The organism is Rhodanobacter sp. B05, from assembly GCF_002001085.1.
Classification (GTDB): Bacteria; Pseudomonadota; Gammaproteobacteria; order Xanthomonadales; family Rhodanobacteraceae; genus Rhodanobacter.
Genome location: NZ_MUNU01000019.1, coordinates 288,225 through 313,202, shown reverse-complemented (window position 1 = coordinate 313,202; position 24,978 = coordinate 288,225). Strand labels below are relative to the sequence as shown.

Genomic DNA, 24,978 nt, shown 5'->3' with positions numbered 1-24,978 from the left:
GCACGCGACTGAAACGAATCGGTATAGTCGGGGGACCCTCTTGGAAGAATGTCGATGGCCACCACAGCGGTCCTTTACTTCATGTGCGGGAAGATGGGTGCGGGCAAGTCCACGCTCGCAAGAGCGATAGCCGAGGACAACTCCGCCGTGCTGTTGTCTGAGGACGGTTTTCTGCGCGATCTTTATCCGAAGGACGTTGTGGATTTGGCAACTTACGTGTCCTGCGCGGGTCGCGTGCGGCAGGCCTTGCGCGGGCACATTAGTACACTGCTCCGTCGAGGCATGTCGGTGGTCCTCGACTTCCCGGCCAATACCGTGAGTCAGCGCGTTTGGTTCCGTGAGCTGATCGACCAGTCGGGCGCCGCCCATGAGCTACATCTTCTGCTCGTCCCAGATGATGTCTGCAAGCGCCAACTCAAGGAGCGCGCGCTTGCTAAACCAGGCGATCCGTTACAGGACGAGGCCACCTTCGATCTCCTGTCTGGCTACTTTGTGGCGCCAACCCCGGAAGAAAGCTTCATGATTTTGCGGCACGAACGCAGCTGAAAGTCTGAGAGCAAGGAATGCTGCGTGGAATGGCAGTTTCTGGCCGCAAACAGACACAAGCATGAAGCAAGTCGCCAGATCCCACGGGCCGCCGCTATCCTTGGACTTCGTCTGATCCCGGGAAGCTTGTGCATGCTCCATCTGGCCTCGCAGTCGCCACGTCGCCGTGAGTTGCTTGCCCAGCTCGGCGCGACATTCCGTGTGCTCGATGTGGAGGTGCCGGAGCAGCGTGCGCCCGATGAAACGCCGCAGGCCTATGTCGAACGGGTGGCGCGCGACAAGGCGCAGGCCGGGCTGCGGGCGCTGGCTGCCGCTGACCTGGGCAAGGCCCTGGTGCTGGGTGCGGATACCGAGGTGGTGCTGGACGGCGAGGTGTTCGGCAAGCCGCGCGATGCCGAGGATGCGGCGGCGATGCTGCGTCGGCTGGCGGGACGCACGCACGAGGTGATCTCGGCGGTGTGGCTGGTGGCGAATGGTTGCGAGCGGGGCGATGTCTGTGTGTCCCGGGTGCGCTTCGGCGCGCTGGACGAGGCAGCGATTACCGCCTATGTAGCCACTGGCGAGCCGTTCGGCAAGGCGGGTGCTTATGCGATCCAGGGCCGCGGTGCGGCACTGATCGAGCATCTGCAGGGCAGCTATTCCGGCGTGATGGGACTGCCGTTGTTCGAGACGGCGCGGTTGCTGCGCGGGTTCGCTGCCCGCGGCGGTTGATCTCAGCCGCCGAGGGGGGCGGCCAGGAACCATGCGACCACGGCCATCAGGTTGTAGGTTCCATGGGCCAGCACGCTGGGCCAGATCGATTCCGAGCGCAGGCGCAGCCAGGCCAGCGCCAGGGCTAGCAACAGCAGGTTCGGTACGGCAAACACCTGCCAGTTCAGCCCCGGCAGGTGCATCAGGGCGAACAGCAGGGAACTGAGCAGGATCGCCGTGGCGCTTCCCCAGCGTTGCAGCAGGGCCGACAGCAAGACGCCGCGAAACAGGAGTTCTTCCACCAGCGGGCCCAGACTCACCGCCATCAGCGCCAGCGGGATGCGCCAGCCCAGTGACGTGCTTTTGCCGAGTTGCTCGATGTTCTGCGTGACGGTCTGGCCGTGTGCCAGCCAATCCGTCAACCAGCCACCGAGCATCGTGGCGAGCACGCCGACCACGACCGCCAGCAAGAGATAACGTGAGGTGGCCGGGGCGGCGAAACCGAAACCTGGCGGACGCCCGACCGGCCACAGGCGCGGCCAGCGTCGCCGGGTCAGCAGGAGGATCGGGATGGCGGCGACGGCGAGGGTCAGTATCGCCAGCAGCGACTGCATGCCCGGCTGCTCCAGCATCGCGCCGAGGACATCGTCGAAATGCAGCAGGCCCTGCCACGAGTGAAGGGAGCCGCTGGCGATGGCCAATGCCAGGGCGGCCAGGGTGCCGCCAGCCAGTTGCAGCACGAAATAGAGCGTGATCCAGCCCAAGGCGGTCCACACGCCGGGTGCGCGCACCAATGCCGGCAAAACCGGTGGCAGTCGGGTGTCGAACGGGGTGGAGCGAGTATCGATAGACAGGACATCCATGGGGTAGCGGATCGTGCGGCAAGGACGCGTCAGTGACCGCGTATCCGCACCGACGTTCCGTGCATGCGGCAAGCTAGCCTGTCGACGCCATCGGGTGCAATCGGTCGATCGTCACTGGCGTGGCAGGCGTGCCCGCAGCGGGCATGGTCACCTTCGGCGTTGCAGGGTCGCACGTTCGCGCTACCATCCCGGCACGGATTCGTTCGTGGGGGGATGCAATGGCCATCGACTTTGGCAAGACTGCCAGCGACTACGCCCGCCATCGTGCGGGATTTCCGGATGCCTTCTTCGAGCGCCTTTTCAGCGATGGTACGGTGCGACCCGGTCAGTCCGTACTCGATCTGGGCACCGGCACCGGCACGGTCGCCCGCGGCTTGGCGCTGCGCGGTTGCGAGGTCACCGGACTGGATCACTCGGCACCGCTGCTGGCGCAGGCTGCCGAGATGGATCGCGCCGCCGGCGTGCAGGTGAAGCAGGTGCGTGCGCGGGTCGAGAATGCCGACTTTGCCCGGGCCTCGTTCGATCTGATCACCGCCGGGCAGTGCTGGCACTGGTTCGACCGCGCGCGCACGGCCGCACTGGTGCGTGGATGGCTGCGTCCGGGTGGGCGTTTGCTGATTGCCCATTTCGACTGGCTGCCGTTGAACGGCAACATCGTGCAGGACACCGAACGCCTGATCCTCTCCTGCAATCCCGCGTGGACGCTGCACAGCGGCAGCGGGTTGTATCCGGCCTGGCTGAAGGACGTGGCCGAAGCGGGCTTCACCGAGTTGCGCACCTGGTCGTTCGACCTCGATGTGCCGTACAGCCACGAGGCCTGGCGCGGACGCATCCGCGCCAGTGCGGCGATCGGCGCGGTGCTGGACGAGGCGAAGGTGAAACGCTTCGATGCGGAACTGGCCGCGATGCTGGCCAGTCGCCATCCGCAGGAACCGCTCGCGGTGCCACATCGGGTATGGGCGTTGAGCGCCGTGGCGCCCGGGTCATTGGGCTGACTCAGCCCACGCTCATGGCGCGCACCACGCCGACGCCGGCCATCACCAGCAGGGCGATCCAGCCAAGCATGCCCAACGCAAAGCCCGGACCGCGTTTGGCCGGGTCTTTCAGATAGACCAGGGCATACCAGGCCCGCCCCAGCAGCCAGACCAGCCCGGCGATGCCGGCCCAGCCGCTGAACCCATAGGTTGCGGCCAGCCACAGCGTCGGCAGGAACATCACGGTCTGCTCCAGCGTGTTCATCTGCACGCGGTAGGCGCGTTCGAATGCCGGATGGCCGCTCGTCGCCGGCGCCTTGATGCCGTACTTGCCGCGGGCATGGCCCACGACCCACATGGTGCCGAACAGCAGGAGTACGGTGAGCAGGGTCACCAGGGCGGGCAACTGGGTCATGGGATGTCCTCGTTGGGGTTGGTCTAATGTAGCCGGACGGCAGGCGTGGCGTGATGGCGATCAAGCCGCTATCGTCACGCCATGGCATCGGGGGCGGATGCATCTGACGAGCGGGGAATCTTATGGACTGGCAGAAAGGCGGCAGCAGCGACAACGTCGAGGTCGACAATGGCGGTGGCGGCGGTCGGGGTTTCGGTGGCGGCGGCGGTGGCCGGATGGGGCTGGGCGGCCTGATCGTGCTGGCCATCCTGGGCTGGATCTTCTTCAAGAATCCGCTGGCCTTGCTGGATCAGGGCGGCGTGCAATCCGCGGCTCCCACCCAGAGTGGCGTGCCGGCCCAGGTCGATCCGCAGCAGAAGGCCTTCGTCAGCGCCATCCTGCATTCCACCGAGGTGACCTGGGGCGAGATCTTCCAGGCGAAGGGGATGACTTACGTCGATCCGAAGCTCCACCTGTTCAGCGGCGGCGTGAGCACCGGCTGCGGTGGCGCCACCACGGCGGTGGGGCCGTTCTACTGTCCGACCGATCAGAAGGTCTATCTGGACGTGGCGTTTTTCCAGCAACTGCAGGATGAATTGCACTCCTCCGGCGATTTCGCCCGCGCTTACGTGATTGCGCACGAGGTCGGTCATCACGTGCAGAAGCTGACCGGCGTGTTCGATCGCGTGAAGCAACTGCAACGCCAGGGCCAGCCGATGGACGGCGCCGACGGCTTGTCCGTGCGACAGGAGCTGCAAGCCGACTGCTACGCGGGCGTGTGGGCCAATCACAGCCAGCAGGAGCTGAACTGGCTGCAGCCCGGGGATATCGAGTCGGCGCTCAACGCGGCCAGCCATATCGGCGACGACACCTTGCAACAGCAGGCGCAAGGCCGGGTGCGACCGGATACGTTCACCCACGGCACCTCGGCGCAACGGGTGAAGTGGTTCAAGACCGGCTTCAGCAGCGGCAACATGGACCAGTGCGACACCTTCGCCGGCGAGCCGTGAGTTCACAAGCGCTCGACCCTGGTTGAGCACGCTCCGCATTTCCTCTCCTGCATCGCAGGGGAGGACGCGGGGGAGGACACGGTGGGGTCGCTTTTGCAATTCGTCCCTCGGGCACTGCACAGAAGACTTCCCACGCTCTAGAATCCGTCCTCTGCGTACCTCGGGGTGCGCCCTGGTCGACCTGATGAAACATCCCTGCCTGCGCTGTGGCGTCTGTTGCGCTTTCTTTCGTGTGGGGTTTCACTGGTCGGAAGCGGATCCTTCGCTTGGCGGCTGCGTACCGCCGGAACTCACCGAAAAGCTTGATCCGCATCGGCTGGCGATGCGCGGCACCAACGCCGCCCAGCCACGTTGCGTGGCGCTGCAAGGCACCTTGGGCGTGGCAGCGCATTGCGGCATCTACGCGCGGCGGCCCTCGGTATGTCGCGAGGTGGAACCCTCATGGGAATTCGGCAGGATCAGCCCGCAATGCGACAAGGCGCGCCTCGCGCATGGATTGCCGGTGCTGACGCCGCAGGACTGGCTCGAACCCTACGACACCGACGAACCGCCACTGCCGCAGGCGGCCTGAGCCCGAACTTTTGCAGGAGTGGCTGAGACCGCTCCTGCAACACGCAACGATATGCCGGCGGCGCGCCGTGCCACCTGCTTAATCGAAGCGGTAGATGTCCATCGCCAGCAGGCCCATGTCGATGCCGGCATCGATCCGCTCGGCACGGGCATTCGCTCCGGCCGCGCCCAAGGCCACGAACAGCGGCAGCAGATGTTCGTCGGTGGGATGCGCGCGTTCGGCAAACGGGGCTTGTCGGCGATAGTCGAGCAGGGCGTCGATGTCGCCAGCGGCGAGCTTCTGCTCGATCCACGCGATGAACGGTTGCACGTACGGGGCCTGCCGTTCGTCGCTGTAGCCGGCGCGCAGGTCGTGCAGGTTGTGGGTGATGCTGCCTGAGCCGATCACCAGCACGCCTTCGTCACGCAGCGGCGCCAGCGCCTGGCCTAGCGCGTACTGGTGCGCGGGGCCGAGTTCGGGCTGGATCGAAACCGGCACGACCGGAATGTCCGCCGCCGGATACAGCAGTCGCAATGGCACCCACGCACCGTGATCGAGTCCGCGTTCGGAATCGACTACGGGTGCCAGGCCGGCCTGATCCAGCAGTTGCATGACGCGATCTGCCAGCACCGGCGCGCCCGGCGCCGGATACTGCAGTTGGTACAGTGCGGCGGGGAAGCCGCCGAAATCGTGGATGGTTTTCGGTGCGGTGGCGCTGCCCACCTGCGGCCGCTGTGACAGCCAGTGGGCGCTGGCGATGACGATCGCCTGCGGTCGCGGCAGCAAGGCAGCCAGCTCGGCCAGCCGCGCGCCGGTCAGGCCGGGTTGCAGCGCGGTCATCGGCGAGCCGTGCGAGATGTACAGACTGGGCAGGCGGGTCATGGCGTTCTTCATTGGCGAAGGTGACCCGCGAAGTATGGGCGCCAATGTATTTTCCATCAGTGCCCACGGGAAACATGCTGTCGCCTGATCGAAACGACCGGGCGACCCGGACGAGTGGCTTGCGACTTACTTGTGCGGCGGCTTGCCGCCACCGTGCCGTGGTTTGAAACCACCGGACTTGGCGCCGCCAGGTTTCGGGCCGCCGGGTTTGAACCCGCCGGGCTTCTTGAAGCCGCCCGGTTTGTGCGCGGGTGGTGCGCTGGTGCCGGTGTCGGTGCCGTCCCACTCGTGGATGCGCAATTGCTGCTGCACCACCCAGACCTTCTTCAGGTGCTCGAACACTTCCTTCGGCATGCCGTCGGGCAGGTCGATCAGGCTGTAGTGGTCGCGGATGCTGAGGCGGCCGATGTACTGGCTTTCCAGCCCCGCCTCGTTGGCGATCGCGCCGACGATGTTGCCCGGCTTCACGCCGTGCTCGTGGCCGACTTCGATGCGATAGGTGCGCTTGCCTTCCTCGGTGGCATGCGCGCGCACCGGGCGATGGCCGAACTCGCGCGGCGGAGCACGGTCATGCGCCGCGTGTTCGCGTGGCCGCTGTTCGGCGGGCCTCGATTCGCGCGCCGGGTGGCCGGCCGCGGCGGCTTCGCGCGCATGCGGCGGGCGCCGCTCGCTGCTGCTGCGCTCGCGGGGTGTCGCGCGTTCGACCCGCTCGCGCGAGGCCGGCTCGTATTTCTCGCGCTTCGGCGGCGGCGCCAGCAGCAGCGGCTGATCGCCCTGGGCGATGCGCGCCAGCGCGGCGGCGATCTCGATCGCCGGCACATTGTGCTCCTGTTCGTACTGCTCGATCAGTTGCTGGAACTGGCCGAGATCGCCCTGCGCCAGCATGTCGCTGATGCGCTGCTTGAACTTGCCGATGCGCACGTCGTTGACCACATCGACCGACGGCAGCTGCATCTGCTCGATCGGCTGGCGGGTGGCGCGCTCGATCGCACCGAGCATGCCGCGCTCGCGCGGGCTGACGAACAGGATCGCCTCGCCGCTGCGCCCGGCGCGGCCGGTGCGGCCGATGCGGTGCACGTAGCTTTCGGTGTCGTACGGGATGTCGTAATTGAACACGTGGCTGATGCGCTCCACATCGAGGCCGCGGGCGGCCACGTCGGTGGCGACCAGGATGTCGAGCTTGCCGTCCTTCAATTGCTGGATCACCCGCTCGCGTTGCGGCTGGGCGATGTCGCCGTTGATCGCGGCGGCGGCCAGGCCACGCGCCTGCAGCTTGCCGGCCAGTTCCTCGGTGGCCTGCTTGGTACGCGCGAAGATGATCATCGCGTCGAACGGTTCGGCTTCGAGGATGCGCGTCAACGCATCGAGCTTGTGCATGCCGCTGACGAACCAGTAACGCTGATGGATGTTCGGCGTGGTGGTGGCGGAGGATTTGATCGTGACTTCGACCGGCTCCTTCAGATGGCGCTGCGCGATCTTGCGGATCTGGGTCGGCATGGTGGCCGAGAACAGCGCGACCTGGCGCTGCGGCGGGGTCGCCTGCAGCACTTTCTCGACGTCGTCGATGAAGCCCATGCGCAGCATTTCGTCGGCTTCGTCGAGCACCAGGTATTTCAGCTCGGACAGGTCGAGCGTGCCCTTGTCCATGTGATCGATGACGCGGCCCGGCGTGCCGACCACGACATGCACGCCGCGCTTCAGCGAATGCAGCTGCGGGCCGTAGCTCTGGCCGCCATAGATCGGCAGCACCTGGAAACCGGGGATGTGCGCGGCGTAACGCTGGAACGCTTCGGCGACCTGGATCGCCAGTTCGCGCGTGGGCGCCAGCACCAGCGCCTGCGGCTTGCCGGCGCGCGGGCTGATCTTCGACAGGATCGGCAGCGCGAACGCGGCGGTCTTGCCGGTGCCGGTCTGTGCCTGGCCGAGTACGTCGCGGCCTTCGAGCAGCGGAGGGATCGTCGCGGCCTGGATCGGCGAGGGTGATTCATAGCCGACATCGGCGAGTACGCGCAGAACGTCGGGGTGCAGTGCGAGCGCGCCGAAACCGGACGGAGCCGGGGCGTGATCGGAAGTGGGGGATGACATGGGGAAACCTCGGAACCATGGCGACGCCGGGAATGCGGCGCGCAGGCGGCGCATTCTACCAGTCCCGGCACGGTGGCGTGGTGCTGCGGGCTGAACGCCTCCGGCGGTTATGCTCGGGTCTGCGTGATTGTCGCGGAGAGGCCGGAGATGGGAAAGCTCGAGACGATTTCCGAACAGTGCCTGCATGGCGGTGTCCAGGGGTTCTACAGGCACACCTCGCGAGCCTGCGGCGGGCCGATGCGGTTTGCCGTGTACCAGCCGCCACAAGCGGCGCGACAGGCCTGTCCGACGCTGTATTTCCTGGCTGGCCTGACCTGTACCGAGGAAACCGCCACGATCAAGGCGGGCGCCCAGTGGCTAGCGGCGGAGCTCGGGTTGGTGCTGGTCATGCCCGACACCAGCCCGCGCGACACCGGCTTCGACGGCGCCACCGGCGACTGGGAATTCGGCGAGGGCGCGGGCTTTTACGTCGATGCCACCGTCGCGCCTTGGTCGGCGCGCTTTCGCATGCACACGTATGTGGCGGACGAATTGCCGGCGCTGGTCGCCACGCAGTTTCCGGTCGACACGTCGCGCAGCGGCATCTGCGGCCATTCGATGGGCGGGCATGGCGCGCTGACCATCGCCCTGAAACATCCCGCACGCTACCGCTCGGTGTCGGCGTTCGCACCCATCGTTGCACCCAGCCAAGTGCCGTGGGGCCGGAAGGCGCTGCCGCGCTATCTCGGCGATGATCCGGCGGCATGGGCCAGTTACGACGCCTGCGAACTGGTGCGGCAGCAGGCCTTTCCGGGGACGATCCTGATCGATCAGGGCGAGGCCGATCCGTTCCTCGAAGCCCAGCTCAAGCCCGAACTGTTCGACCAGGCCTGCGCCGAAGCGGGGCAGGAATTGTTGCTGCGGCGGCACCCCGGCTACGACCATAGCTACTGGTTCATCGCCAGCTTCATCGATGACCATCTGCGCCACCACGCAGCAGCGCTGGATCTACCGTAGGAGCCCGCTCGCGGGCGATGCTTTTGCGAATCCCGGCTTTCAACAGACGAACGTCTGGTCATCCCGAGTCCCGACACAAAAGCATCGCCCGCGAGCGGGCTCCTACAAAAAAATTGCCCCGCTTGGCGGGGCAATTTGAATTTCGCTGGTTCGGCTCAGGCCTTGGCGGCCGGACGATGGTTCGAGCGGCGGCGCTGGTTGCCGGCGGCGTGCTCGCCGCGGCCTTGCGGTGCGTAGCCATTCGGTCGGGGCGAGCCCGCAGGTTTGCCCTGTCGCGGCGCACGCGACTGCTGCCGCTGACCACCGCCACCCTGCTTCGGGCGCGGCGCGCCGGCATCCAGGCGCAGCGGGGCGGAGGGCTCGTAGCCAGCCACCGGGTTGATCGCGATGTCCTGCTTGAGCAGCTTGCGGATGTCGTGCAGCAGGCCGCTTTCATCATGGCTGACCAGCGACAGCGCGAGGCCTTCCATGCCGGCGCGACCGGTACGGCCGATACGGTGCACGTAGTCCTCGGCCACCGAGGGCAGGTCGAAATTGATGACGATCGGCAACTGCTCGATATCAATGCCGCGCGCGGCGATGTCGGTGGCGACCAGTACCGTGACGCGGCCGCTCTTGAAGTCGCTGAGGGCGCGCGTGCGGGCGTTCTGGCTCTTGTTGCCGTGGATCGCGGCGCTGCGCAGGCCGGACGCGTTGAGGAAGGTCACCAGCTTGTCGGCGCCGTGCTTGGTGCGGCTGAACACCAGGCTCTGACGGCGGCTGTCCTGCGACAGCACGTGCAGCAGCAGGTCGCGCTTGCGCGAGGCGTCGACCGGATGCACCTGATGGCTGACCAGGGTGGTCACGGTGTTCGGTGCCGACACCGAGATCTCGCGGGCGTTGTGCATGAACTCCATCGCCAGCGTCTTGATCGCCGGCGGGAAGGTGGCCGAGAACAGCATGGTCTGACGCTTCTTCGGCACTGACTGCAGGATGCGCTTGAGCGCCGGCAGGAAGCCCATGTCGAGCATCCGGTCGGCTTCGTCCAGCACCAGGGTTTCCACCGCGGACAGATCCAGCGTGCGCTGCTGCATGTGGTCGATCAGGCGGCCCGGGGTGGCGATGACGATGTCCACGCCACGACGCAGCGCGTTGATCTGCGGGCCCATGCTGACGCCGCCGAAGATGGTGGTGGCGCTGACGTGCACGTGCTTGCCGTAGTCGCGCATGTTCTCGTGGATCTGCGCGGCCAGCTCGCGGGTCGGGGTGAGGATCAGCGCGCGCGGACGGCGGGTCATGGTCTGGCCGCTGGTCGACAGCTTCTGCAGCAAGGGCAGCGCGAACGCGGCCGTCTTGCCGGTACCGGTCTGGGCGGCAGCGAGCAGGTCGTGGCCTTCCAGTGCGGGCGGAATCGCCGCGGCCTGGATCGGGGTGGGTTGGGTGTAGCCGTAATCGGCAAGCGCACGCAACAACGCGGGCGCAAGGCCCAGCGAATCAAAAGACATGTAACACTCCTGTGCAACCCGGAGTGTTCATACCGTGTTGCGAATCAAGGGGGAGAAGGGCGGCGGTGTGCCGCAGCGGTCGCGAAGGCGACTGCGCCGCGCAGTATAGCCGATTCATCGGCGCCGCGCTTGACCCGCGGTGGATCAAGCTGAACAGCCGCTTCAGTGGGCGTGCCGTGCCTCGATCAGGTAGCTGTTGAATGGCGTGCGTCCGCGCAGCGTTTCGATGCGCATGAGCAGGCCGGCAGCCTCGAGTGCTTCGCGCAGTTCGCTGGCACTCGGGTAATGCTGCGCGCCGCCGGGTATCCAGCCCGACGCCTGCAGCAGGAACTCCTCGGCGCGGGTGGCATGGAAGCGCCAGTTTCCCTCGCGCAACACGTTGCGGATGATCAAACGACCTTGCGGCGCCAGATGTCGGGCGGCCTGCTGCAGCAAGGCGAGCTGGCCGGTGGCCGGCAGGTAATGCAATACGTCGAGCAGGGCGACATTGCCTTGTGTCGGGGGAAGGTCGAGTGCGTCCGCGCAGCGCAGGTCGACTACCGTTGCCAGCCCGGCGCGCTGCGCTGCGCGTTGTCCGGCGGCGATCTTGCGCGGATCGCGGTCCAGTCCGAGGTAGGGCGCCCGGTGGCCCTGCATATACAGGTATTGCCCGAGCAGGCCGATGCCGCAGCCGATGTCGAGCAGGGGCAGGGTGCTGCCGGCAAGCACGGCGCTGCTGGCGGCGTACACCGGGTCGCTGGCCAGCTTGACCCGCACGTAGCAGCGTTGCAGATGGCCGTCGTAGCGGCTGGCAATGCGGTGGCGTGCGTGGCGATCCATCCACGTCCTGCCTGGTGACGGTGTTGCCAGCCTAGCAGCTGATCGGGCCGGGTCATCGTGGCGGTGTTGCGCGCGACGCCAAGTTGTTGCATATGTTGCGCACGGCTGCCGACCCGCTGCGGCCAGGAACGCTCCCATGGCATGGCTTTCCCCCTTGCGCGAACTCGATGCCAGCCAGCGGCACACGGTGTTCGCGAGCTTCCTCGGCTGGACGCTGGATGCGTTCGATTTCTTCCTGCTGGTGTTCGTGCTCGGCAACATCGCCGACGATTTCCACGTACACAAGACTGAGGTCACGCTGGGCATCCTGCTGACCCTGGCGGCGCGCCCGATCGGCGCCCTGCTGTTTGGACGGCTGGCCGATCGCTTCGGCCGGCGTCCGGTGCTGATGGTCGACGTGCTGCTGTTCTCCGTATTGGAGCTGGCCTGCGCCTTTGCGCCGACGCTGACCGTGTTGCTGGTGCTGCGCTTTGCCTTCGGCATCGCGATGGGCGGCGAGTGGGGCATCGGCGCGTCGCTGGCGCTGGAGAGCGTGCCGGTGAAATCCCGCGGTCTGGTTTCCGGCCTGCTGCAGAGCGGCTATCCGTGCGGCTATTTCCTCGGCGCCGTCGCCTACTGGGTAGTGTTCGACGTGCTGGGTCTGGGCTGGCGCGCGATGTTCGTGGTTGGCGTGCTGCCGGCGCTGCTGGTGCTGTACCTGCGCAGCAAGGTCCCCGAGTCACCGATCTGGCAGGCCAGCCAGGCGGGCGGTGAACGTCGCAACCTGCTGGATTCGATGCAAGGTCACTGGAAGCGGCTCCTCTACATGATGCTGCTGATGATGGCGTTCAACATGTTCAGCCACGGCTCGCAGGACATGTATCCCACCTTCCTGAAGTCGCAGCTGCACCTGGGCGTCGGCACGGTGACGGTGTTGACGATGCTGCTCAATGCGGGCGCGATCGTGGGCGGGCTGAGTTTTGGTGCGTGGTCCGAAAAGGTCGGTCGACGGCGCGGGATGATCGTCGCGGCGCTGCTGGCGCTGCCATGCATTCCGTTGTGGACGCATGGTGGCTCGCTGATGCTGCTGGGGCTGGGAGCATTCCTGATCCAGGTGATGGTGCAGGGTGCCTGGGGCATCGTGCCGACCTACCTCAACGAACTGTCGCCGGACGAAGTGCGCGGCACCTTGCCCGGCTTCGCCTACCAGCTGGGCAACCTGCTCGCGGCCAGCACGGCCACCGCACAGTCCTGGCTGGCCGATCGCAGCGGCGGCAATTACGCGCTGGTGATGGCGTCGTGGATGGCGGTCGTCGCCGTGCTGCTGGCCCTGCTCGCGTGGCTGGGGCCGGAGGTGCGCGGTACCCGCTTCGGCAAGGCGGGCTCCTGATAGAATCGCCGGTTTGCAGACCCTCAAGAGATTCATGATGAAAGCTGGCAAGGACAAGGTGGTTTCCCTCCATTACACGTTGACCGTGGATGGCGAGAAGGTGGAAAGCTCGCATGATCGCGAGGAACAACTGTGGGTGCTGCTTGGTCACGGCCAGCTGATCCCGGGCCTGGAGACGGCGCTGGAAGGCCGTGAAGCGGGCGAGGCGCTGGAGGTGGATGTGGCAGCCGTGGACGGCTATGGCGAACGTCAGGAAGGCCAGGTCCAGCGCATGTCCAAGAAATATTTCCCGCAGGCGAACCGGCTCAAGCCCGGCATGGTCACCGTGCTGCGATTGAAGGAAGGCGGCCAGCGCGCGGTCACCGTGCACAAGGTCGGCATGAGCGCGATCGATGTGGATCTCAACCATCCGATGGCCGGCAAGGATCTGCATTTCGACGTCGCCATCGGCGAAGTGCGTGAAGCCACCGAGGAAGAACTCAAGCACGGTCATGCTCATCCGCCGGGCAGTGCTGCGCACTGACCGGCGGATATCAAGTCAAAGCAAAACGGCGCCTTAGGCGCCGTTTTTCGTTTGCTCCCTCTCCCCCCGGGAGAGGGCTGGGGAGAGGGTTCGGTTCGCGCGTAGCCGCTTTTGATTTTTGGTTGAGGTCAGTCCCTGCGTGGTCGAGTCCGGTCATCCGTGGATCGAATGGACAGGCGGTTGAGAACTCCCCCCCTCAATCCAGCACCCGCTTCCCGTACGCAAAGTGATCCCCCCAATACGGCCCGTCGATATCGTCCAGTCGCACCGTGCCGCCGCTGTTCGGCGCGTGCACGAAACGGCCCTTGCCGACATACACGCCGACGTGGCTGATGCTGCCGTCGATATCGAAGAACACCAGGTCGCCGCTGGCCAGCTGGGTCATCCGGCGCACCTTGCGGGCGTCCATCGAGGCCATCTCGTTCGAGGTACGCGGCAGCTTGATCCCGGCGGCGGTGCGGTAGATGTAATCGATCAGGCCGCTGCAATCGAAGCCGCCAGCCGGCGTATTGCCGCCCCAGTGGTAGGGCGTGCCGACCAGGGCGATCGCGCGGAACAGGATGTCGTTCGCCTCGCCCGCGCTGGCAGCGGAGGGTGCCCGCGCCGGCAGGTCGGCCAGCGCGGAATGCGAGGCCTTGTAGGTCGATTCACGCCGGTGCGGCGCGCTGGCGCAGGCGGCAAGCAGCATGATCATGGCGCCGAGCAGGAGCTGTCGCGCGACACGGGGCGTGTCGGGTGGCAGCACAAATCGGGACGCGCAACTCAACGGCATGATGCAATCTCGGCATGAGGCGGTCCGAGGTTATCAAATCAATGGGTTGGAAGGAAGTTCTCACAAATCAATGGAAGATTGCCACTGGTTGCCTGCGAGGACACTCGGGTACGCCACGGCTCGCTACAATCCCTCGATGGAATCTGCACGTGACGATGTATTGATCCTCGGTGGTGGCGTCATCGGCCTGGCCTGCGCGCTCTATCTGCTCAAGGCCGGCGCCAGCGTACGTGTGCTGGAACAGGGCACGCCAGGCTGCGGCAGTTCGCACGGCAACTGCGGCACGATCACGCCCAGCCACGCACCGCCACTGGCGATGCCCGGCATGATCGGGGTGGCCTTGCGTTCGATTTTCCATGCCGACGCACCGCTCTATCTCAATCCGCGCCTGGATGGCGCGCGCCTGCGCTGGCTGCTGGGCTTTGCACGCCACTGCAACTGGCGCGACTTCCATGCGGCGACCCAGGCACGGCTGGCGATCCTGCAGCGCTCGCGCCGGTTGCTGGCAGAACTGGTGCGCGACGACAGGCTCGACTGCGAATTCGCCGAGCAGGGCACGCTGCTGGTCTATCGCACGGCCCGGTTGCAGAAGATCGACGAGAAGAAGCATACCGCCGTGCTCGAGAGTCTCGGCATCGAGGTGCAGCGCTTGAGCGGCGAACAGGTCGAGGCGATGGAGCCGGCACTGAAGCCAGGCGTGGCAGGCGGACTGTTGCACCCGCAGGATGCGTCCTTGCGACCGGACCGCTACCTAGCCGAGCTCGCCCGGCGCGTGGTGGAGCTCGGCGGCGTGATCGAGAGCGGTGCGCGCATCGAGGGTTTCGAGACGGATCGAACGCGCATCACGGGCGTGCAAAGCAGTCGCGGCCGATTCCGTGCCGAGCGCGTCGTGCTGGCGCTCGGCGCGTGGTCGCCCCTGCTCGCGAGGCAACTGGGGCTGCAACTGCCGATGCAGCCGGGCAAGGGCTATTCCCTGACCTACAACCGCCCCGCGCTGGCGCCGCGGCGTGCGCTGACCTTGTGCGAGCCATCGGTGTGCGTGACCAGTTGGAGCGGTGGCTACCGGCTCGGCAGCACGATGGAGTTTTCCGGTTACCGCGAGGGTCTCAACCGCCCCCGGCTCGATGCGCTGAGGCGCGGCGCGGCGGCCTTTCTGCGCGAACCTGAAGGCAGTGAACTGGTGGAGGAGTGGTGGGGCTGGCGGCCGATGAGCGTCGACGAGGTGCCGATCATCGGTGCCAGCGCACGCTGGGCCAACCTGTGGCTGGCGACCGCACACGGCATGCTCGGCGTGAGCATGTCGGCGGCCACCGGTGAACTGATGGCGGCGCTGCTGGCGGGCACACCTTCGGCGATCGATGCGAGCCCTTACGCTCCGGCGCGATTCGGCCTGTAGCCGTGCTTGCGAGTCCATCGCGGCCCTCACCAACCATTCGGGAGCACGCGATGGCCGCAAGCCTTGACCTGATCGTGCTGGGCGGGCCTGGCCATGGCCTTCCGTGCCGCGAAACATGGCGCCCGGGTAGCGCTGCTCGAACCGCGCGACCTGGACACCACGGTGGCGATCCATCCCACGTCGGCGGAGGAACTGGTGTTGATGGAGTGAGGAAGCGGGCGGCTCCCGGTTTTCAGCGCTCGCGTTTCTCTCCCCGGCTCCTCAAGCCCTTGCACGAATCCCGCACGTCGCGCCGGGTAGAATGGCCGGATGGAAAATTTCATCCTGCATCGCGGCCGTGTGCCGCTGCTGATCAGCCTGCCGCACGATGCCAGCTTCATTCCCGAGGACATCGCCACGCGCATGCATCCAGTGGCGCGCCGCTCGCCGGATACCGACTGGCATGTGGCGCGGCTGTACGAGCCGCTGGCGCGGGAGTTGGGTGCCAGCGTGTTGAAGCCGCGGGCATCTCGCTACGTGGTCGATCTCAATCGGCCTGCCGACGGTCACCCGCTGTACCCGGGGCAACGCGAGACCGGGCTGGTGCCCATCGTGGGGTTCGATGGCGGACCGCTGTACCTGGATGGCTGCGCGCCGGATGCCGCCGAAGTTCAACAACGGGTAAACGACTACTGGCGGCCCTACCACGGCGCGCTGGCACAGGAACTTGCGCGCCTGCATGCCGAGCATGGGCGTGTGGTGTTGTGGGAGGGTCACTCGATCCGTAGCCGGGTGCCGATGCTGTTCGAGGGGAGGCTGCCGGACTTCAACCTGGGAACGGCGACCGGTGCCAGTTGCGGCAGCGCACTCCAGGCGCGGCTGCAAACGAGCCTGGAAGCGCAGTCGCGCTTTACCGTGGCCGTCAATGACCGCTTCAAGGGCGGTTACATCACCCGCCACTACGGCCGTCCCGAGGTCGGCGTGCAGGCCGTGCAGCTTGAGCTGGCACAGCTCAATTACATGGATGAGGCAAGCTTCGAATACGCGGCCGCCAGGGCACCCGACGTGCAGGCGGTGATCGACCGGCTGTTGCGGATTTGCCTGGAGTGACCGCAAGAAATTGTTGTCGGGATCGCATCGTGCGGATGTCAAGATCCGGCTCGCAAGGCCCGCGCAAGATACTGTGTTTCATTCAGCTGCGGTATTCGGTTTGCGTCGCATTGTCGGCATGTCGCGCCACCCGAGTTGCCGGGTTCCGGCCGGGCTCGCGATACCTACATTGTCCGAGGTTCGACATCATGATGCGCAAACTTTTGATCAGTTCCCTGCTGGTGGCGGGTGTGGCGCTTTCCGGTTCCGTGCTGGCCCAGGCCGCTGCACCGCAGACTGCGGCACCGCAGGCCGCGGCTCCGGCGGAGCAGGCTGCTCCGGCTGCCAAGGCCGCCCCGGCGGCTGACGCCGCGCCAAAGGCGGCCATGAGCAAGACTTCGCACCACAAGCACCACAAGAAGAGCCACAAGAAGGCAGCTGCCAAGACTGCGGAACCCGCCGCGACTCCGGCTGGCTGATCCGGTAGCGACGCAAGAACCCGCCGGTTCAGGCCGGCGGGTTTTTTTGTGGGCGCGGCGCCGCGACGCATTTCAGTTCGATCGCGATCGGCGTCGGCAGGGCGCTGATGCCCAGGGTGGTGCGGCAGGCATCGACGCCCGCGAAATATTCCGCGTAGAGGCGGTTGTACGTCGCAAAGTCGCGCTGCATGTCGGTCAGGAACACCGTGACATCGACCAGGTCGGTCCACTGCGCGCCGCTGGCCTCGAGCACGGCGCGCACGTTGGCGAACACCTGCCGGCATTGCGCCTCGATGTCGTATTCGACCAGCCGGCCGTCGGTGTCGTGCACGTTGCCCGGGATTGCATTGCTGCCCGGCTGGCGCGGGCCGACGCCGGACAGGAACAGCAGGTCGCCGACGCGGCGCGCGTGCGGATAGGCGCCGACCGGTGCCGGCGCGCTGTCGGTGCGAATTCCTTTGCCGCTCATGCGCTGCCGGCCCAGCGCTGTGTCAGTTGGGTGACGGCCTGCTCATACGCCACGGGCAGTTGCTCGCGGGCGCGCACGTCGAGGCCGAGGTCGTGGATATGGCCATTGTCCAGGCCGTAGATCCACGCGTGCACAGCCAGCTCCTGGCCACGTTCCCACGCTTCGCGCACCACCGTGGTGTGGCACACGTTGAGCGCCTGTTCCAGTGCATTCAGCTCGCACAAGTGGGCGTGACGCATCGCGAACGACTGCGCCGGGTCGAACTTGTCGGCATGCTTCATGGCGATGTCGGCGATGTGCCGCAGCCAGTTGTCGATCAGGCCCAGCCGGCTCTCCTTGAGTACCGCGCCGACGCCGCCGCAACCGTAGTGGCCGACCACCAGGATGTGCTTCACCTTGAGCACGTCGACCGCGAACTGGATCGTGCTCAGCGCGTTGAGGTCGGTATGCACCACCACGTTGGCCACATTGCGATGCACGAAGATCTCGCCTGGCGGCAGGTCGACGATCTGGGTGGCCGGCACGCGCGAGTCCGAGCAGCCGATCCACAGGTAGCGCGGTGCCTGTTGCTGCGAGAGCTGCTCGAAATAGGCGGGATCCTGCGCGGTGACCTGGTCGGCCCAGCGACGGTTGTTGGCAAGCAGGTCTTTCAGTGAATTCATCGGGGTTCCGGGGGTTCTTGCGTGCACATATCAGCCGCGCCCCGGCGACGTGCCGTAGGCGATGCAGACGTTCTTGGGCTCGGTGAAAAAGTGCAGCGCTTCGCTGCCGCCCTCGCGGCCGACGCCGGATTGCTTGACGCCGCCGAACGGCGTGCGCAGGTCGCGCAGCAGCCAGCAGTTGATCCACACGATGCCGAACTCGAGCCGACCGGCGAGCCGGTGCGCGCGGGCGAGATCCTGCGTCCACAACGAGGCGGCGAGTCCGTACCGGCTGTCGTTGGCGATCGCCAGCGCTTCGGCTTCGTCCTCAAACGGAATCAGTGCGACCACCGGGCCGAAGATTTCCTGCTGGTTGGTGGTTGCCGAAGACGGCAGGCCTTCGATCACGGTGGGCGCGATGAACCAGCCGCCGGCGCAGCGACCTGGTTGCGCGAGCGCGCCGCCGCCGCACAGCACCCGGCCGCCTTCGGCGCGTGCCTGTTCGATGCAGCCAAGCACCTTGTCGTAATGCGCCCGTGACACCATCGCGCCGAGGTCGATGTCGGCGTCTTGCGGGTCGCCCACACGCAACGCCTGCACCCGCGCCAGATAGCGTGCGCGGAACGTTTCGTAGATCGATCGCTGCACCAGCAGGCGCGAGCCGCACAGGCAGATCTCGCCCTGGTTGGCAAAGCCCGAGCGCACGATGGTGTCGAGGTTCGCGTCCGAGAGGTCGGCATCGGCGAACACGATGGCCGGGTTCTTGCCGCCCATCTCCAGCGAGACTTTCTTGAACCGCGCTGCGGCGGAGCTGGCGATGCGGGCGCCGGTGGCGGTGCTGCCGGTGAAGGAGATCGCCTTGATATCGGGATGGTCCACGATGGCCTGACCCACGCCGGGGCCAAGACCCTGGACGATGTTCAGCACGCCGGGCGGAAAGCCCGCCTCGATGCTGAGCTCGCCGAGCAGGGCGGCAGTGCAGGGGGTCACTTCCGAGGGCTTGGCCACCACGGTGTTGCCGGCGGCCAGTGCCGGCGCGATCTTCCAGCTGAACAGATACAGCGGCAGGTTCCAGGGGCTGATGCAGCCGACCACGCCCAGCGGCTGACGCAAGGTGTAGTTGATGGCGGCGATGCCGGCGCCGGTTTCCATCGCATGCGATTCGCTGCCCCAGCCGGTGATCGCGGCGGCGAAGTAGCGCAGATTGCTGATGGCGCGCGGGATGTCGAGCCGGCGTGCGAGGCCGAGCGGCTTGCCGCTGTCGCGCGACTCCAGCGCGGCGAACTGGTCAAGGCGCGCCTCGATCAGCGTGGCGAGTCTTTCCAGCAGTTGCGCCCGTTGTTCGATCGGCGTGCCAGCCCAGCCGGGCGCGGCACGCCGGGCGGCAGCCACCGCGGCGTCGACATCGGCGGCATCGGAATCCGGACAGCGCGCAAACACGGTCGCGGTGGCGGGTTCGTGCACATCCAGCCAACGGTCGTGGATGGGCGCCTGCAGGCGGCCGTCGATCAGGTTGGCGAGATGCGGGGTGGACATCCGTAGCATCTTAATTCCGGCGACCGGCAATTGCACCGGACGCTGGCGTATGCGCATTCACAACGAACGCATGCGTCCACCATCGACCGGCAGGCTGACTCCGGTGATATAGCTCGCTGCCGGCGAGGCGAGGAAGGCCACCGCGGCGGCGGTTTCCGCGGGATCGGCAAAGCGGCCCATCGGAATCTCCGCGGCCATCTCCTGCTGCACGTCCTGTTCGTCGCGGCCCGACTTCTGCGCGCGCGCCGCCACGATCTGATCGATGCGCGGGGTGTGGGTGGAGCCCGGCAGCACGTTGTTGACGGTGATGCCGAGCGGAGCCAGCTCGCCGGCCAGGGTCTTGGCCCAACTGGCCACGGCGCCGCGGGTGGTGTTGGAGACGCCGATACCGGGGATCGGCTCCTTCACCGAGGTGGAGATGATGTTGACGATGCGCCCCCAGGCGGCCTTGCGCATGCCAGGCAGGACCGCCTGCACCAGTGCATGGTTGGCCAGCAGGTGCTTGCGCATGGCGTCGAGAAACTCCTGCGTGCCCGCCTCGACGATGCTGCCCGGTGGCGGACCGCCGCTGTTGTTGACCAGGATGTGCACCGGCGCGGTCGCGGCCAGGTTTTCGACCTGGCTGCGCAAGGCGTCGGTATCCCCCGCATCGGCGACGATGAAGCCGTGTCGCTGGCCATCGTGGATGTGCGGCAGGCTGTCGACCACGCTGGCCAGCACGTCGCCGCGCCGTGCCAGCGCGGTGACGCTGGCGCCGAGCAGGGCCAGTTCGATCGCGCAGGCGCGGCCGATGCCCTGGGATGCGCCGCAGACCAGCGCGTGACGGCCACTCAGGTCCAGTTGCATGTACTCGCTCCGGTTGATGCGGGTGGACGACTTCTCGCGGTCTCTCAGTGCAGCAGGCGCATCGCCAGCGCGCCCATCCAGCATAACCAGCCCAGCCACGGGCCGTAGCGCCACAGATTGCGCCATCGGTTGATGGTCGGGTCGCCGAGCGCCGGCAGTGCCGGCGAGCGCAGCACGTGCTGCATGCGGACCCAGCGGCGCCAGGCCGACGGCTTGCCCTGGTCCGCCTCCGCAATGATCTGCCAGTGCTGCGGGTAGCGTACCCGCAACAGCGAAGCGAGCCGGAATTGCGCCACGTAGGACAGCACGAACAGGCCCACGCCGGCAGTCAGCAAGGTCAGGTAGACAACGATCATTTCGATCCGCTGCGCTTGCCGCTCCAGGGCAGCGACAAATCGTCCAGCACGCCGGTGCCGCTGGGTGGCTTGCCGCAGACCGCGCTGTCGACAGCCTTCTTGTAGGTGGAATTCATCATGCCGATCCACAGCGAGCCATCGGGTCCGTGCGGGATGCTGAAGCTGCCGGCGGAATTCATCTGCAGGGTCGCCGCGGTGCTGCTGGAGAACGACGTGGGCGACTGTTCCCAGTAGGTCTTGCCGGACTGTTGCTTGGCCGAGCTGTACACCAGCAGGTAGCGCGCCTGCTTGCTTTCCACTGTCATGCTGCCGAAGGCACCGGTGGTGTCGTCGCTCCAGCCCATGTGTTCGCACAGGGTGATGTCATCGGAGCGCAGCGGCTGAAAGCCATCGTCCAGCAGCACGACGGTGGGCGCGAACAGGTAACTGGCGTGCAACCAGCGACCGTTCAATTCGGATTTCACGGCGACCCGGTACGGCAGTTTCACCTCGGTGGGCAGGCGGAAGGCGAGGAAGTAACTCTTGGTGCCCCCTAGATTGGCCACCATGCTGGCGCTGCCCAGGGTGAATTTCTGCGGCTGCCACGGCAGCAGGCTGCGGTAGGAAAAGTCGGCGAAGCTGCTGCAGCAAGGCGTGGCTTGCTGCAACTGCTGCTGGGCGAGCTTCAACGGCTCACCGGCGTTCTGTGAAGGCGGCCGCAGGTTCGGCGGCAGCAAGGCCTTGGCGTTGTGGCACCCGGTCAACATGACGGCGGCGCCGAGGGCGGCGGTGATGGCGATTGGACGGTACGACATGACGGAGAGGTTGCTCAGAACTCGGCTGTGCCGGCGGCACGAGGGTAGGGGATGGCGTCGCGGATGTTGGCCAGGCCGCAGATATAGACCAGCAGGCGCTCGAAACCGAGACCGAAGCCGGCATGCGGTACCGTGCCATAACGGCGCAGGTCGCGATACCAGCCATAGGTCACGGGATCGAGGTTGAACTTCGCCATGCGGCGATCGAGGTAGTCCAGGCGCTCCTCGCGCTGGGCGCCGCCGATGATCTCGCCGATGCCCGGCGCCAGCACGTCCATCGCGGCCACGGTCTTCTCGTCATCGTTCAAGCGCATGTAGAACGCCTTGATTGCCTCGGGATAGTTCATTACGACCACGGGGCGACCGATATGTTTCTCGGCCAGGTAGCGTTCGTGTTCGGTCTGCAGGTCGACGCCCCAGGTCACCGGGTATTCGAATTTTTCGCCCGACTTCTTCAGGATCTCGATGGCGTCGGTGTAGTCGATGCGCTCGAACGGTTTGGCGATGAAGGCCTCCATCCGCGTGATCGCATCCGGCTGCACGCGCTCGGCGAAGAACGCCATGTCGTCGGCACGCTCGTCCAGCACCGCCTTGAAGATCGCCTTGAGGAAGGCCTCGGCGCAATCGGCGTCGGCGGTGAGGTCGGCGAACGCGATTTCCGGCTCGACCATCCAGAACTCGGCCAGATGGCGCGGCGTGTTGGAGTTCTCGGCGCGGAAGGTGGGACCGAACGTGTAGACCTTGCTCATCGCCAGGCAATACGCCTCGACGTTGAGCTGGCCGGACACGGTGAGGAACGCTTCGCGGCCGAAGAAATCCTTGCGGAAGTCGATCTTGCCGTCGGGCAGGCGTGGCAGGTTGGCCAGGTCCAGCGTGGACAGCCGGAACATGTCGCCGGCACCTTCGGCATCCGAGGTGGTAATGATCGGCGTGTTGATCCAGAAGAAGCCCTGTTCGGTGAGGTGGCGGTGGATCGCCGTCATCATGGTGTGGCGCACGCGGGTGATCGCGCCGAACAGGTTGGTGCGCGGGCGCAGGTGGGCGACCTCGCGCAGGAACTCCATCGAATGCTGCTTGGGCTGGATCGGGTAGGTTTCCGGATCGTCGACCGGGCCGGTGACGATCACCTCGTTGGCCTGCAGCTCGAAGCTCTGGCCCTTGCCCTGCGACGGCACCAGGGCGCCGGAAACGATTACGCCAGCGCCGGCAGTGAGGTGCTTCACCTCACTCTCGTAGTTGCCCAGGGTGGCCGGCACCACCGCCTGGATCGGGTCGAAGCAGGAGCCGTCGGTGACGTTGACGAAGGACAGGCCGGCCTTGGAGTCGCGCCGGGTGCGCACCCAGCCGCGCACGGTCACCGCGCTGCCCGCGTCGAGCTTGCCGGAGAGAGCCTGCTTCACACTGACCACGGCCATCGGTTGAAACTCCTGCTGGTACGCCGCATGTCGGCGCGTGAATGGATGAACGGCGCGTGCGTGTCGGCACGCAAGGCCAAACCGGCATGATAATGTAGCTGTTGCCCGCATCGCGACTTTCCGGGCCAATGTGCGAGGTTGAATCGATCGTCATGAGCATCACCATCACTCCCGCTGCCAACGAACGCATGCGCCATTTCCTGGCCGGTACGCCAGCGGCGGCCGGCGTGCGGTTCGGGGTCAAGCGCACCGGTTGCTCCGGCTTTGCCTACGTGGTGAACCTGGCCGATTCGGTCGACGCAGGCGACCAGTTGGTCGAGGTGGATGGCGTGCCGCTGATCGTCAACGACAAGAGCCTGGCCCTGGTCGAGGGCACCGTGATCGACTTCCAGCGGCACGGCCTCAACGCCAGCTTCGTGTTCCACAACCCCAATGCCACCGGCGAGTGCGGCTGCGGCGAGAGTTTCACCGTCAGCTGACCGACATCAATCCGCTGCAGTCATGATTTTCAATGACTTGCGTGATCAATCGCGGGCATCGTACAATTCCGCTTCTGTCCGCACCCGTTTGGGCGCTGGCAGGACACTTGCCTCACCGCACCAGCGGGAGGCTGCGAGGCCGCTTTGGCCGCATCCACAAGGAGTCAAACCCCAATGACCCTGCGTCATTACGAAGTTGTGTTCATGGTCCATCCGGACCAGAGCGAGCAGGTTCCGGCGATGCTCGAGCGCTACAAGGCGCTGATCGAGACCGACGGCGGCAAGATTCATCGTCTGGAAGACTGGGGCCGTCGTCAGCTGGCCTATCCGATCGTGAACCTGGCCAAGGCACATTACGTGCTGCTCAACATCGAAGTGAGCCAGAACGCGCTGAACGAGCTGGAGTCGGGCTTCCGCTTCAACGACGCCGTGCTGCGCCACCTGGTGATCCGTCGCGACGAGGCCGATATCGAGCCGTCCTTCATCCTGAAGTCGAAGGAAAAGGATGACGCCAAGTCCACCCGTCGCCGCGATGACGACAGCGACGATGGCGAGGGCCGTCCGCGCGGTCGCGACCGCGATGACAACGACAACGACAGCGACGACTGATAGGAACCCAGACCATGTCCAAGTTTTTCCGCCGCCGCAAATTCTGCCGCTTCACTGCCGAAGATGTGAAGGAGATCGACTACAAGGATCTCAACACCCTGCGTCAGTACGTCACCGAGAACGGCAAGATCGTGCCGAGCCGCATCACCGGTACCAAGGCGCGCTACCAGCGCCAGCTGGCCACCGCGATCAAGCGTGCCCGCTTCCTCTCGCTGCTGCCGTACACCGACAACCACGACGTCTGATCTGCCATTTCTTCTCCCCTCCGGGGAGAAGATGCCCGCAGGGCAGATGAGGGGCGGGTGCTCGCGACAAGCTTCATCGAAGCTCGCTTCGACAGGCATCATCGCAAGTCCCGGCCCCTCACCCCAGCCCTCTCCCCGATGGGGAGAGGGTGCAACACCTTCGGACAACCGTCCTCTGGCTGCGCCGGGCCACACCGGTGCTAACGAACAGGAAAGCATCATGGAACTCATTCTTCTGCAGAAAGTCCGCAACCTGGGCAACCTCGGCGACAAGGTCGTGGTGAAGCCGGGTTATGGCCGCAATTTCCTCCTGCCGCAAGGCAAGGCCGTGCGCGTCAATGCCGCCAACCTGGCGGCGTTCGAGCAGCGTCGCGCCGAATACGAAGCCAAGGCCAACACCTTGCTGGCTGATGCCGAGGCACGCAAGCTCAAGCTTGCAGATGCCACGGTCACCATCTCCGCGCATGCCAGCGCGGAAGGCAAGCTGTTCGGTTCGGTGGGTCCGCGCGACATCGCCGAGGCGCTGGCCACCGCCGGCCATGTCGTGCACAAGGGCGAAGTGATCCTGGGTGAAGGTCCGCTGCGCAACACCGGCGAGTACGACGTGGCGCTGCACCTGCATGCCGACGTCCATACCACCGTCAAGGTGATCGTGGTCGGCGACAAGTAAGCTTCATCCATCCGCAAG

The 24,978-nt window shown here is 66.1% G+C and carries 29 protein-coding genes; 15 read left to right on the top strand and 14 right to left on the bottom strand.

Translation table 11 applies throughout. The annotated features are described in order from the left end of the window. Positions 1 to 54: 54 nt before the first annotated feature. Positions 55 to 546, top strand: a complete 492-nt coding sequence (locus B0E47_RS15015) for an ATP-binding protein (protein ID WP_077515388.1) — start codon at positions 55 to 57, stop codon at positions 544 to 546. Positions 547 to 678: 132 nt separating this feature from the next. After that, a complete protein-coding gene (locus tag B0E47_RS15010; RefSeq protein WP_077515077.1) occupies positions 679 to 1,257 on the top strand; it encodes a Maf family protein in 579 nt (192 codons plus the stop codon). A gap of 2 nt (positions 1,258 to 1,259) precedes the next feature. Here the strand turns inward: B0E47_RS15010 and B0E47_RS15005 are convergent, their stop codons facing one another. Then, positions 1,260 to 2,099 carry a CPBP family intramembrane glutamic endopeptidase gene (locus B0E47_RS15005; protein WP_077515076.1) on the bottom strand — a complete coding sequence of 280 codons (840 nt, stop codon included), beginning with the start codon at positions 2,097 to 2,099 and terminating at the stop codon, positions 1,260 to 1,262. 218 nt (positions 2,100 to 2,317) lie between these two features. Here B0E47_RS15005 and B0E47_RS15000 point away from each other — a divergent pair, with 218 nt between their 5' ends. Beyond that, the gene (locus B0E47_RS15000) at positions 2,318 to 3,094 is read left to right on the top strand and encodes a class I SAM-dependent methyltransferase (protein WP_077515075.1); all 777 of its coding nucleotides are present in this window, start codon (positions 2,318 to 2,320) and stop codon (positions 3,092 to 3,094) included. A gap of 1 nt (position 3,095) precedes the next feature. On the opposite strand, the gene B0E47_RS14995 is transcribed toward B0E47_RS15000, so the two are convergent. Then, on the bottom strand, positions 3,096 to 3,488 hold the full coding sequence (locus B0E47_RS14995) for an MAPEG family protein (RefSeq protein WP_077515074.1): 393 nt from the start codon (positions 3,486 to 3,488) through the stop codon (positions 3,096 to 3,098). A gap of 122 nt (positions 3,489 to 3,610) precedes the next feature. Here B0E47_RS14995 and B0E47_RS14990 point away from each other — a divergent pair, with 122 nt between their 5' ends. Both B0E47_RS14990 and B0E47_RS14985 read left to right on the top strand, forming a co-directional pair. Continuing rightward, entirely contained in the window at positions 3,611 to 4,477 is an 867-nt protein-coding gene (locus tag B0E47_RS14990) for a neutral zinc metallopeptidase (RefSeq protein ID WP_077515073.1), read from the top strand. Between the two features lie 184 nt (positions 4,478 to 4,661). Continuing rightward, positions 4,662 to 5,048 (top strand): YkgJ family cysteine cluster protein, encoded by a 387-nt coding sequence (locus tag B0E47_RS14985; protein WP_077515072.1) that lies wholly within the window; start codon positions 4,662 to 4,664, stop codon positions 5,046 to 5,048. 78 nt (positions 5,049 to 5,126) lie between these two features. Here B0E47_RS14985 and B0E47_RS14980 read toward each other — a convergent pair whose 3' ends face one another. After that, positions 5,127 to 5,909 carry a class III extradiol ring-cleavage dioxygenase gene (locus B0E47_RS14980; RefSeq protein WP_077515387.1) on the bottom strand — a complete coding sequence of 261 codons (783 nt, stop codon included), beginning with the start codon at positions 5,907 to 5,909 and terminating at the stop codon, positions 5,127 to 5,129. Between the two features lie 126 nt (positions 5,910 to 6,035). Next, positions 6,036 to 7,994: a DEAD/DEAH box helicase gene (locus tag B0E47_RS14975; RefSeq protein WP_077515071.1), complete on the bottom strand. Its 1,959-nt coding sequence runs from the start codon at positions 7,992 to 7,994 to the stop codon at positions 6,036 to 6,038. 147 nt (positions 7,995 to 8,141) lie between these two features. On the opposite strand from B0E47_RS14975, the gene fghA reads away from it, so the two are divergent. Continuing rightward, complete coding sequence (gene fghA / locus B0E47_RS14970; RefSeq protein ID WP_077515070.1) at positions 8,142 to 8,990, top strand: S-formylglutathione hydrolase; 849 nt, start codon at positions 8,142 to 8,144, stop codon at positions 8,988 to 8,990. A 155-nt stretch (positions 8,991 to 9,145) separates the two neighbouring features. On the opposite strand, the gene B0E47_RS14965 is transcribed toward fghA, so the two are convergent. After that, positions 9,146 to 10,474 carry a DEAD/DEAH box helicase gene (locus B0E47_RS14965; RefSeq protein WP_077515069.1) on the bottom strand — a complete coding sequence of 443 codons (1,329 nt, stop codon included), beginning with the start codon at positions 10,472 to 10,474 and terminating at the stop codon, positions 9,146 to 9,148. A gap of 162 nt (positions 10,475 to 10,636) precedes the next feature. Then, complete coding sequence (locus B0E47_RS14960) at positions 10,637 to 11,293, bottom strand: class I SAM-dependent methyltransferase (RefSeq protein ID WP_077515068.1); 657 nt, start codon at positions 11,291 to 11,293, stop codon at positions 10,637 to 10,639. Positions 11,294 to 11,429: 136 nt separating this feature from the next. Between B0E47_RS14960 and B0E47_RS14955 the strand changes: the two genes are divergently transcribed. Together B0E47_RS14955 and B0E47_RS14950 are read left to right on the top strand one after the other, a co-directional pair. After that, positions 11,430 to 12,662 carry an MFS transporter gene (locus B0E47_RS14955; protein ID WP_077515067.1) on the top strand — a complete coding sequence of 411 codons (1,233 nt, stop codon included), beginning with the start codon at positions 11,430 to 11,432 and terminating at the stop codon, positions 12,660 to 12,662. A gap of 37 nt (positions 12,663 to 12,699) precedes the next feature. Next, positions 12,700 to 13,185, top strand: coding sequence for a peptidylprolyl isomerase (locus tag B0E47_RS14950; RefSeq protein WP_077515066.1), 486 nt, complete (start codon positions 12,700 to 12,702; stop codon positions 13,183 to 13,185). A gap of 196 nt (positions 13,186 to 13,381) precedes the next feature. Here the strand turns inward: B0E47_RS14950 and B0E47_RS14945 are convergent, their stop codons facing one another. Further along, positions 13,382 to 13,879, bottom strand: coding sequence for a C40 family peptidase (locus B0E47_RS14945; RefSeq protein ID WP_139351478.1), 498 nt, complete (start codon positions 13,877 to 13,879; stop codon positions 13,382 to 13,384). A gap of 214 nt (positions 13,880 to 14,093) precedes the next feature. On the opposite strand from B0E47_RS14945, the gene B0E47_RS14940 reads away from it, so the two are divergent. From B0E47_RS14940 to B0E47_RS14930, 3 genes are all read left to right on the top strand, one after another. Beyond that, positions 14,094 to 15,353 carry an FAD-dependent oxidoreductase gene (locus tag B0E47_RS14940; protein ID WP_077515064.1) on the top strand — a complete coding sequence of 420 codons (1,260 nt, stop codon included), beginning with the start codon at positions 14,094 to 14,096 and terminating at the stop codon, positions 15,351 to 15,353. 309 nt (positions 15,354 to 15,662) lie between these two features. Beyond that, positions 15,663 to 16,442, top strand: a complete 780-nt coding sequence (hutG, locus tag B0E47_RS14935) for an N-formylglutamate deformylase (RefSeq protein WP_077515063.1) — start codon at positions 15,663 to 15,665, stop codon at positions 16,440 to 16,442. A gap of 188 nt (positions 16,443 to 16,630) precedes the next feature. Continuing rightward, complete coding sequence (locus tag B0E47_RS14930; RefSeq protein ID WP_217318939.1) at positions 16,631 to 16,900, top strand: hypothetical protein; 270 nt, start codon at positions 16,631 to 16,633, stop codon at positions 16,898 to 16,900. 28 nt (positions 16,901 to 16,928) lie between these two features. On the opposite strand, the gene B0E47_RS14925 is transcribed toward B0E47_RS14930, so the two are convergent. From B0E47_RS14925 to asnS, 7 genes are read right to left on the bottom strand one after another with little or no spacing between them, the layout of a single operon-like run. Further along, on the bottom strand, positions 16,929 to 17,369 hold the full coding sequence (locus B0E47_RS14925; RefSeq protein ID WP_077515062.1) for a Rid family hydrolase: 441 nt from the start codon (positions 17,367 to 17,369) through the stop codon (positions 16,929 to 16,931). Further along, a complete protein-coding gene (gene can, locus B0E47_RS14920; RefSeq protein ID WP_077515061.1) occupies positions 17,366 to 18,031 on the bottom strand; it encodes a carbonate dehydratase in 666 nt (221 codons plus the stop codon). The genes B0E47_RS14925 and can overlap by 4 nt, the downstream gene beginning before the upstream one ends. 30 nt (positions 18,032 to 18,061) lie before the next feature. Next, positions 18,062 to 19,546, bottom strand: coding sequence for an aldehyde dehydrogenase (locus B0E47_RS14915; protein ID WP_077515060.1), 1,485 nt, complete (start codon positions 19,544 to 19,546; stop codon positions 18,062 to 18,064). 57 nt (positions 19,547 to 19,603) lie between these two features. Further along, the gene (locus B0E47_RS14910) at positions 19,604 to 20,392 is read right to left on the bottom strand and encodes an SDR family oxidoreductase (protein ID WP_077515059.1); all 789 of its coding nucleotides are present in this window, start codon (positions 20,390 to 20,392) and stop codon (positions 19,604 to 19,606) included. Between the two features lie 44 nt (positions 20,393 to 20,436). Beyond that, on the bottom strand, positions 20,437 to 20,748 hold the full coding sequence (locus tag B0E47_RS14905) for a hypothetical protein (RefSeq protein WP_077515058.1): 312 nt from the start codon (positions 20,746 to 20,748) through the stop codon (positions 20,437 to 20,439). After that, positions 20,745 to 21,542 (bottom strand): MalM family protein, encoded by a 798-nt coding sequence (locus B0E47_RS14900; RefSeq protein ID WP_077515057.1) that lies wholly within the window; start codon positions 21,540 to 21,542, stop codon positions 20,745 to 20,747. The genes B0E47_RS14905 and B0E47_RS14900 overlap by 4 nt, the downstream gene beginning before the upstream one ends. Positions 21,543 to 21,556: 14 nt before the next feature. Continuing rightward, entirely contained in the window at positions 21,557 to 22,957 is a 1,401-nt protein-coding gene (gene asnS / locus B0E47_RS14895) for an asparagine--tRNA ligase (protein WP_077515056.1), read from the bottom strand. A 152-nt stretch (positions 22,958 to 23,109) separates the two neighbouring features. Between asnS and B0E47_RS14890 the strand changes: the two genes are divergently transcribed. From B0E47_RS14890 to rplI, 4 genes are all read left to right on the top strand, one after another. After that, positions 23,110 to 23,436 carry an iron-sulfur cluster assembly accessory protein gene (locus tag B0E47_RS14890; protein WP_077515385.1) on the top strand — a complete coding sequence of 109 codons (327 nt, stop codon included), beginning with the start codon at positions 23,110 to 23,112 and terminating at the stop codon, positions 23,434 to 23,436. 174 nt (positions 23,437 to 23,610) lie between these two features. Further along, the gene (gene rpsF / locus B0E47_RS14885) at positions 23,611 to 24,045 is read left to right on the top strand and encodes a 30S ribosomal protein S6 (RefSeq protein ID WP_077515055.1); all 435 of its coding nucleotides are present in this window, start codon (positions 23,611 to 23,613) and stop codon (positions 24,043 to 24,045) included. Between the two features lie 14 nt (positions 24,046 to 24,059). Then, a complete protein-coding gene (gene rpsR / locus B0E47_RS14880; RefSeq protein WP_007081973.1) occupies positions 24,060 to 24,290 on the top strand; it encodes a 30S ribosomal protein S18 in 231 nt (76 codons plus the stop codon). A gap of 220 nt (positions 24,291 to 24,510) precedes the next feature. Beyond that, positions 24,511 to 24,960 carry a 50S ribosomal protein L9 gene (rplI, locus tag B0E47_RS14875; RefSeq protein ID WP_077515054.1) on the top strand — a complete coding sequence of 150 codons (450 nt, stop codon included), beginning with the start codon at positions 24,511 to 24,513 and terminating at the stop codon, positions 24,958 to 24,960. The last annotated feature ends 18 nt before the right edge of the window (positions 24,961 to 24,978 follow it).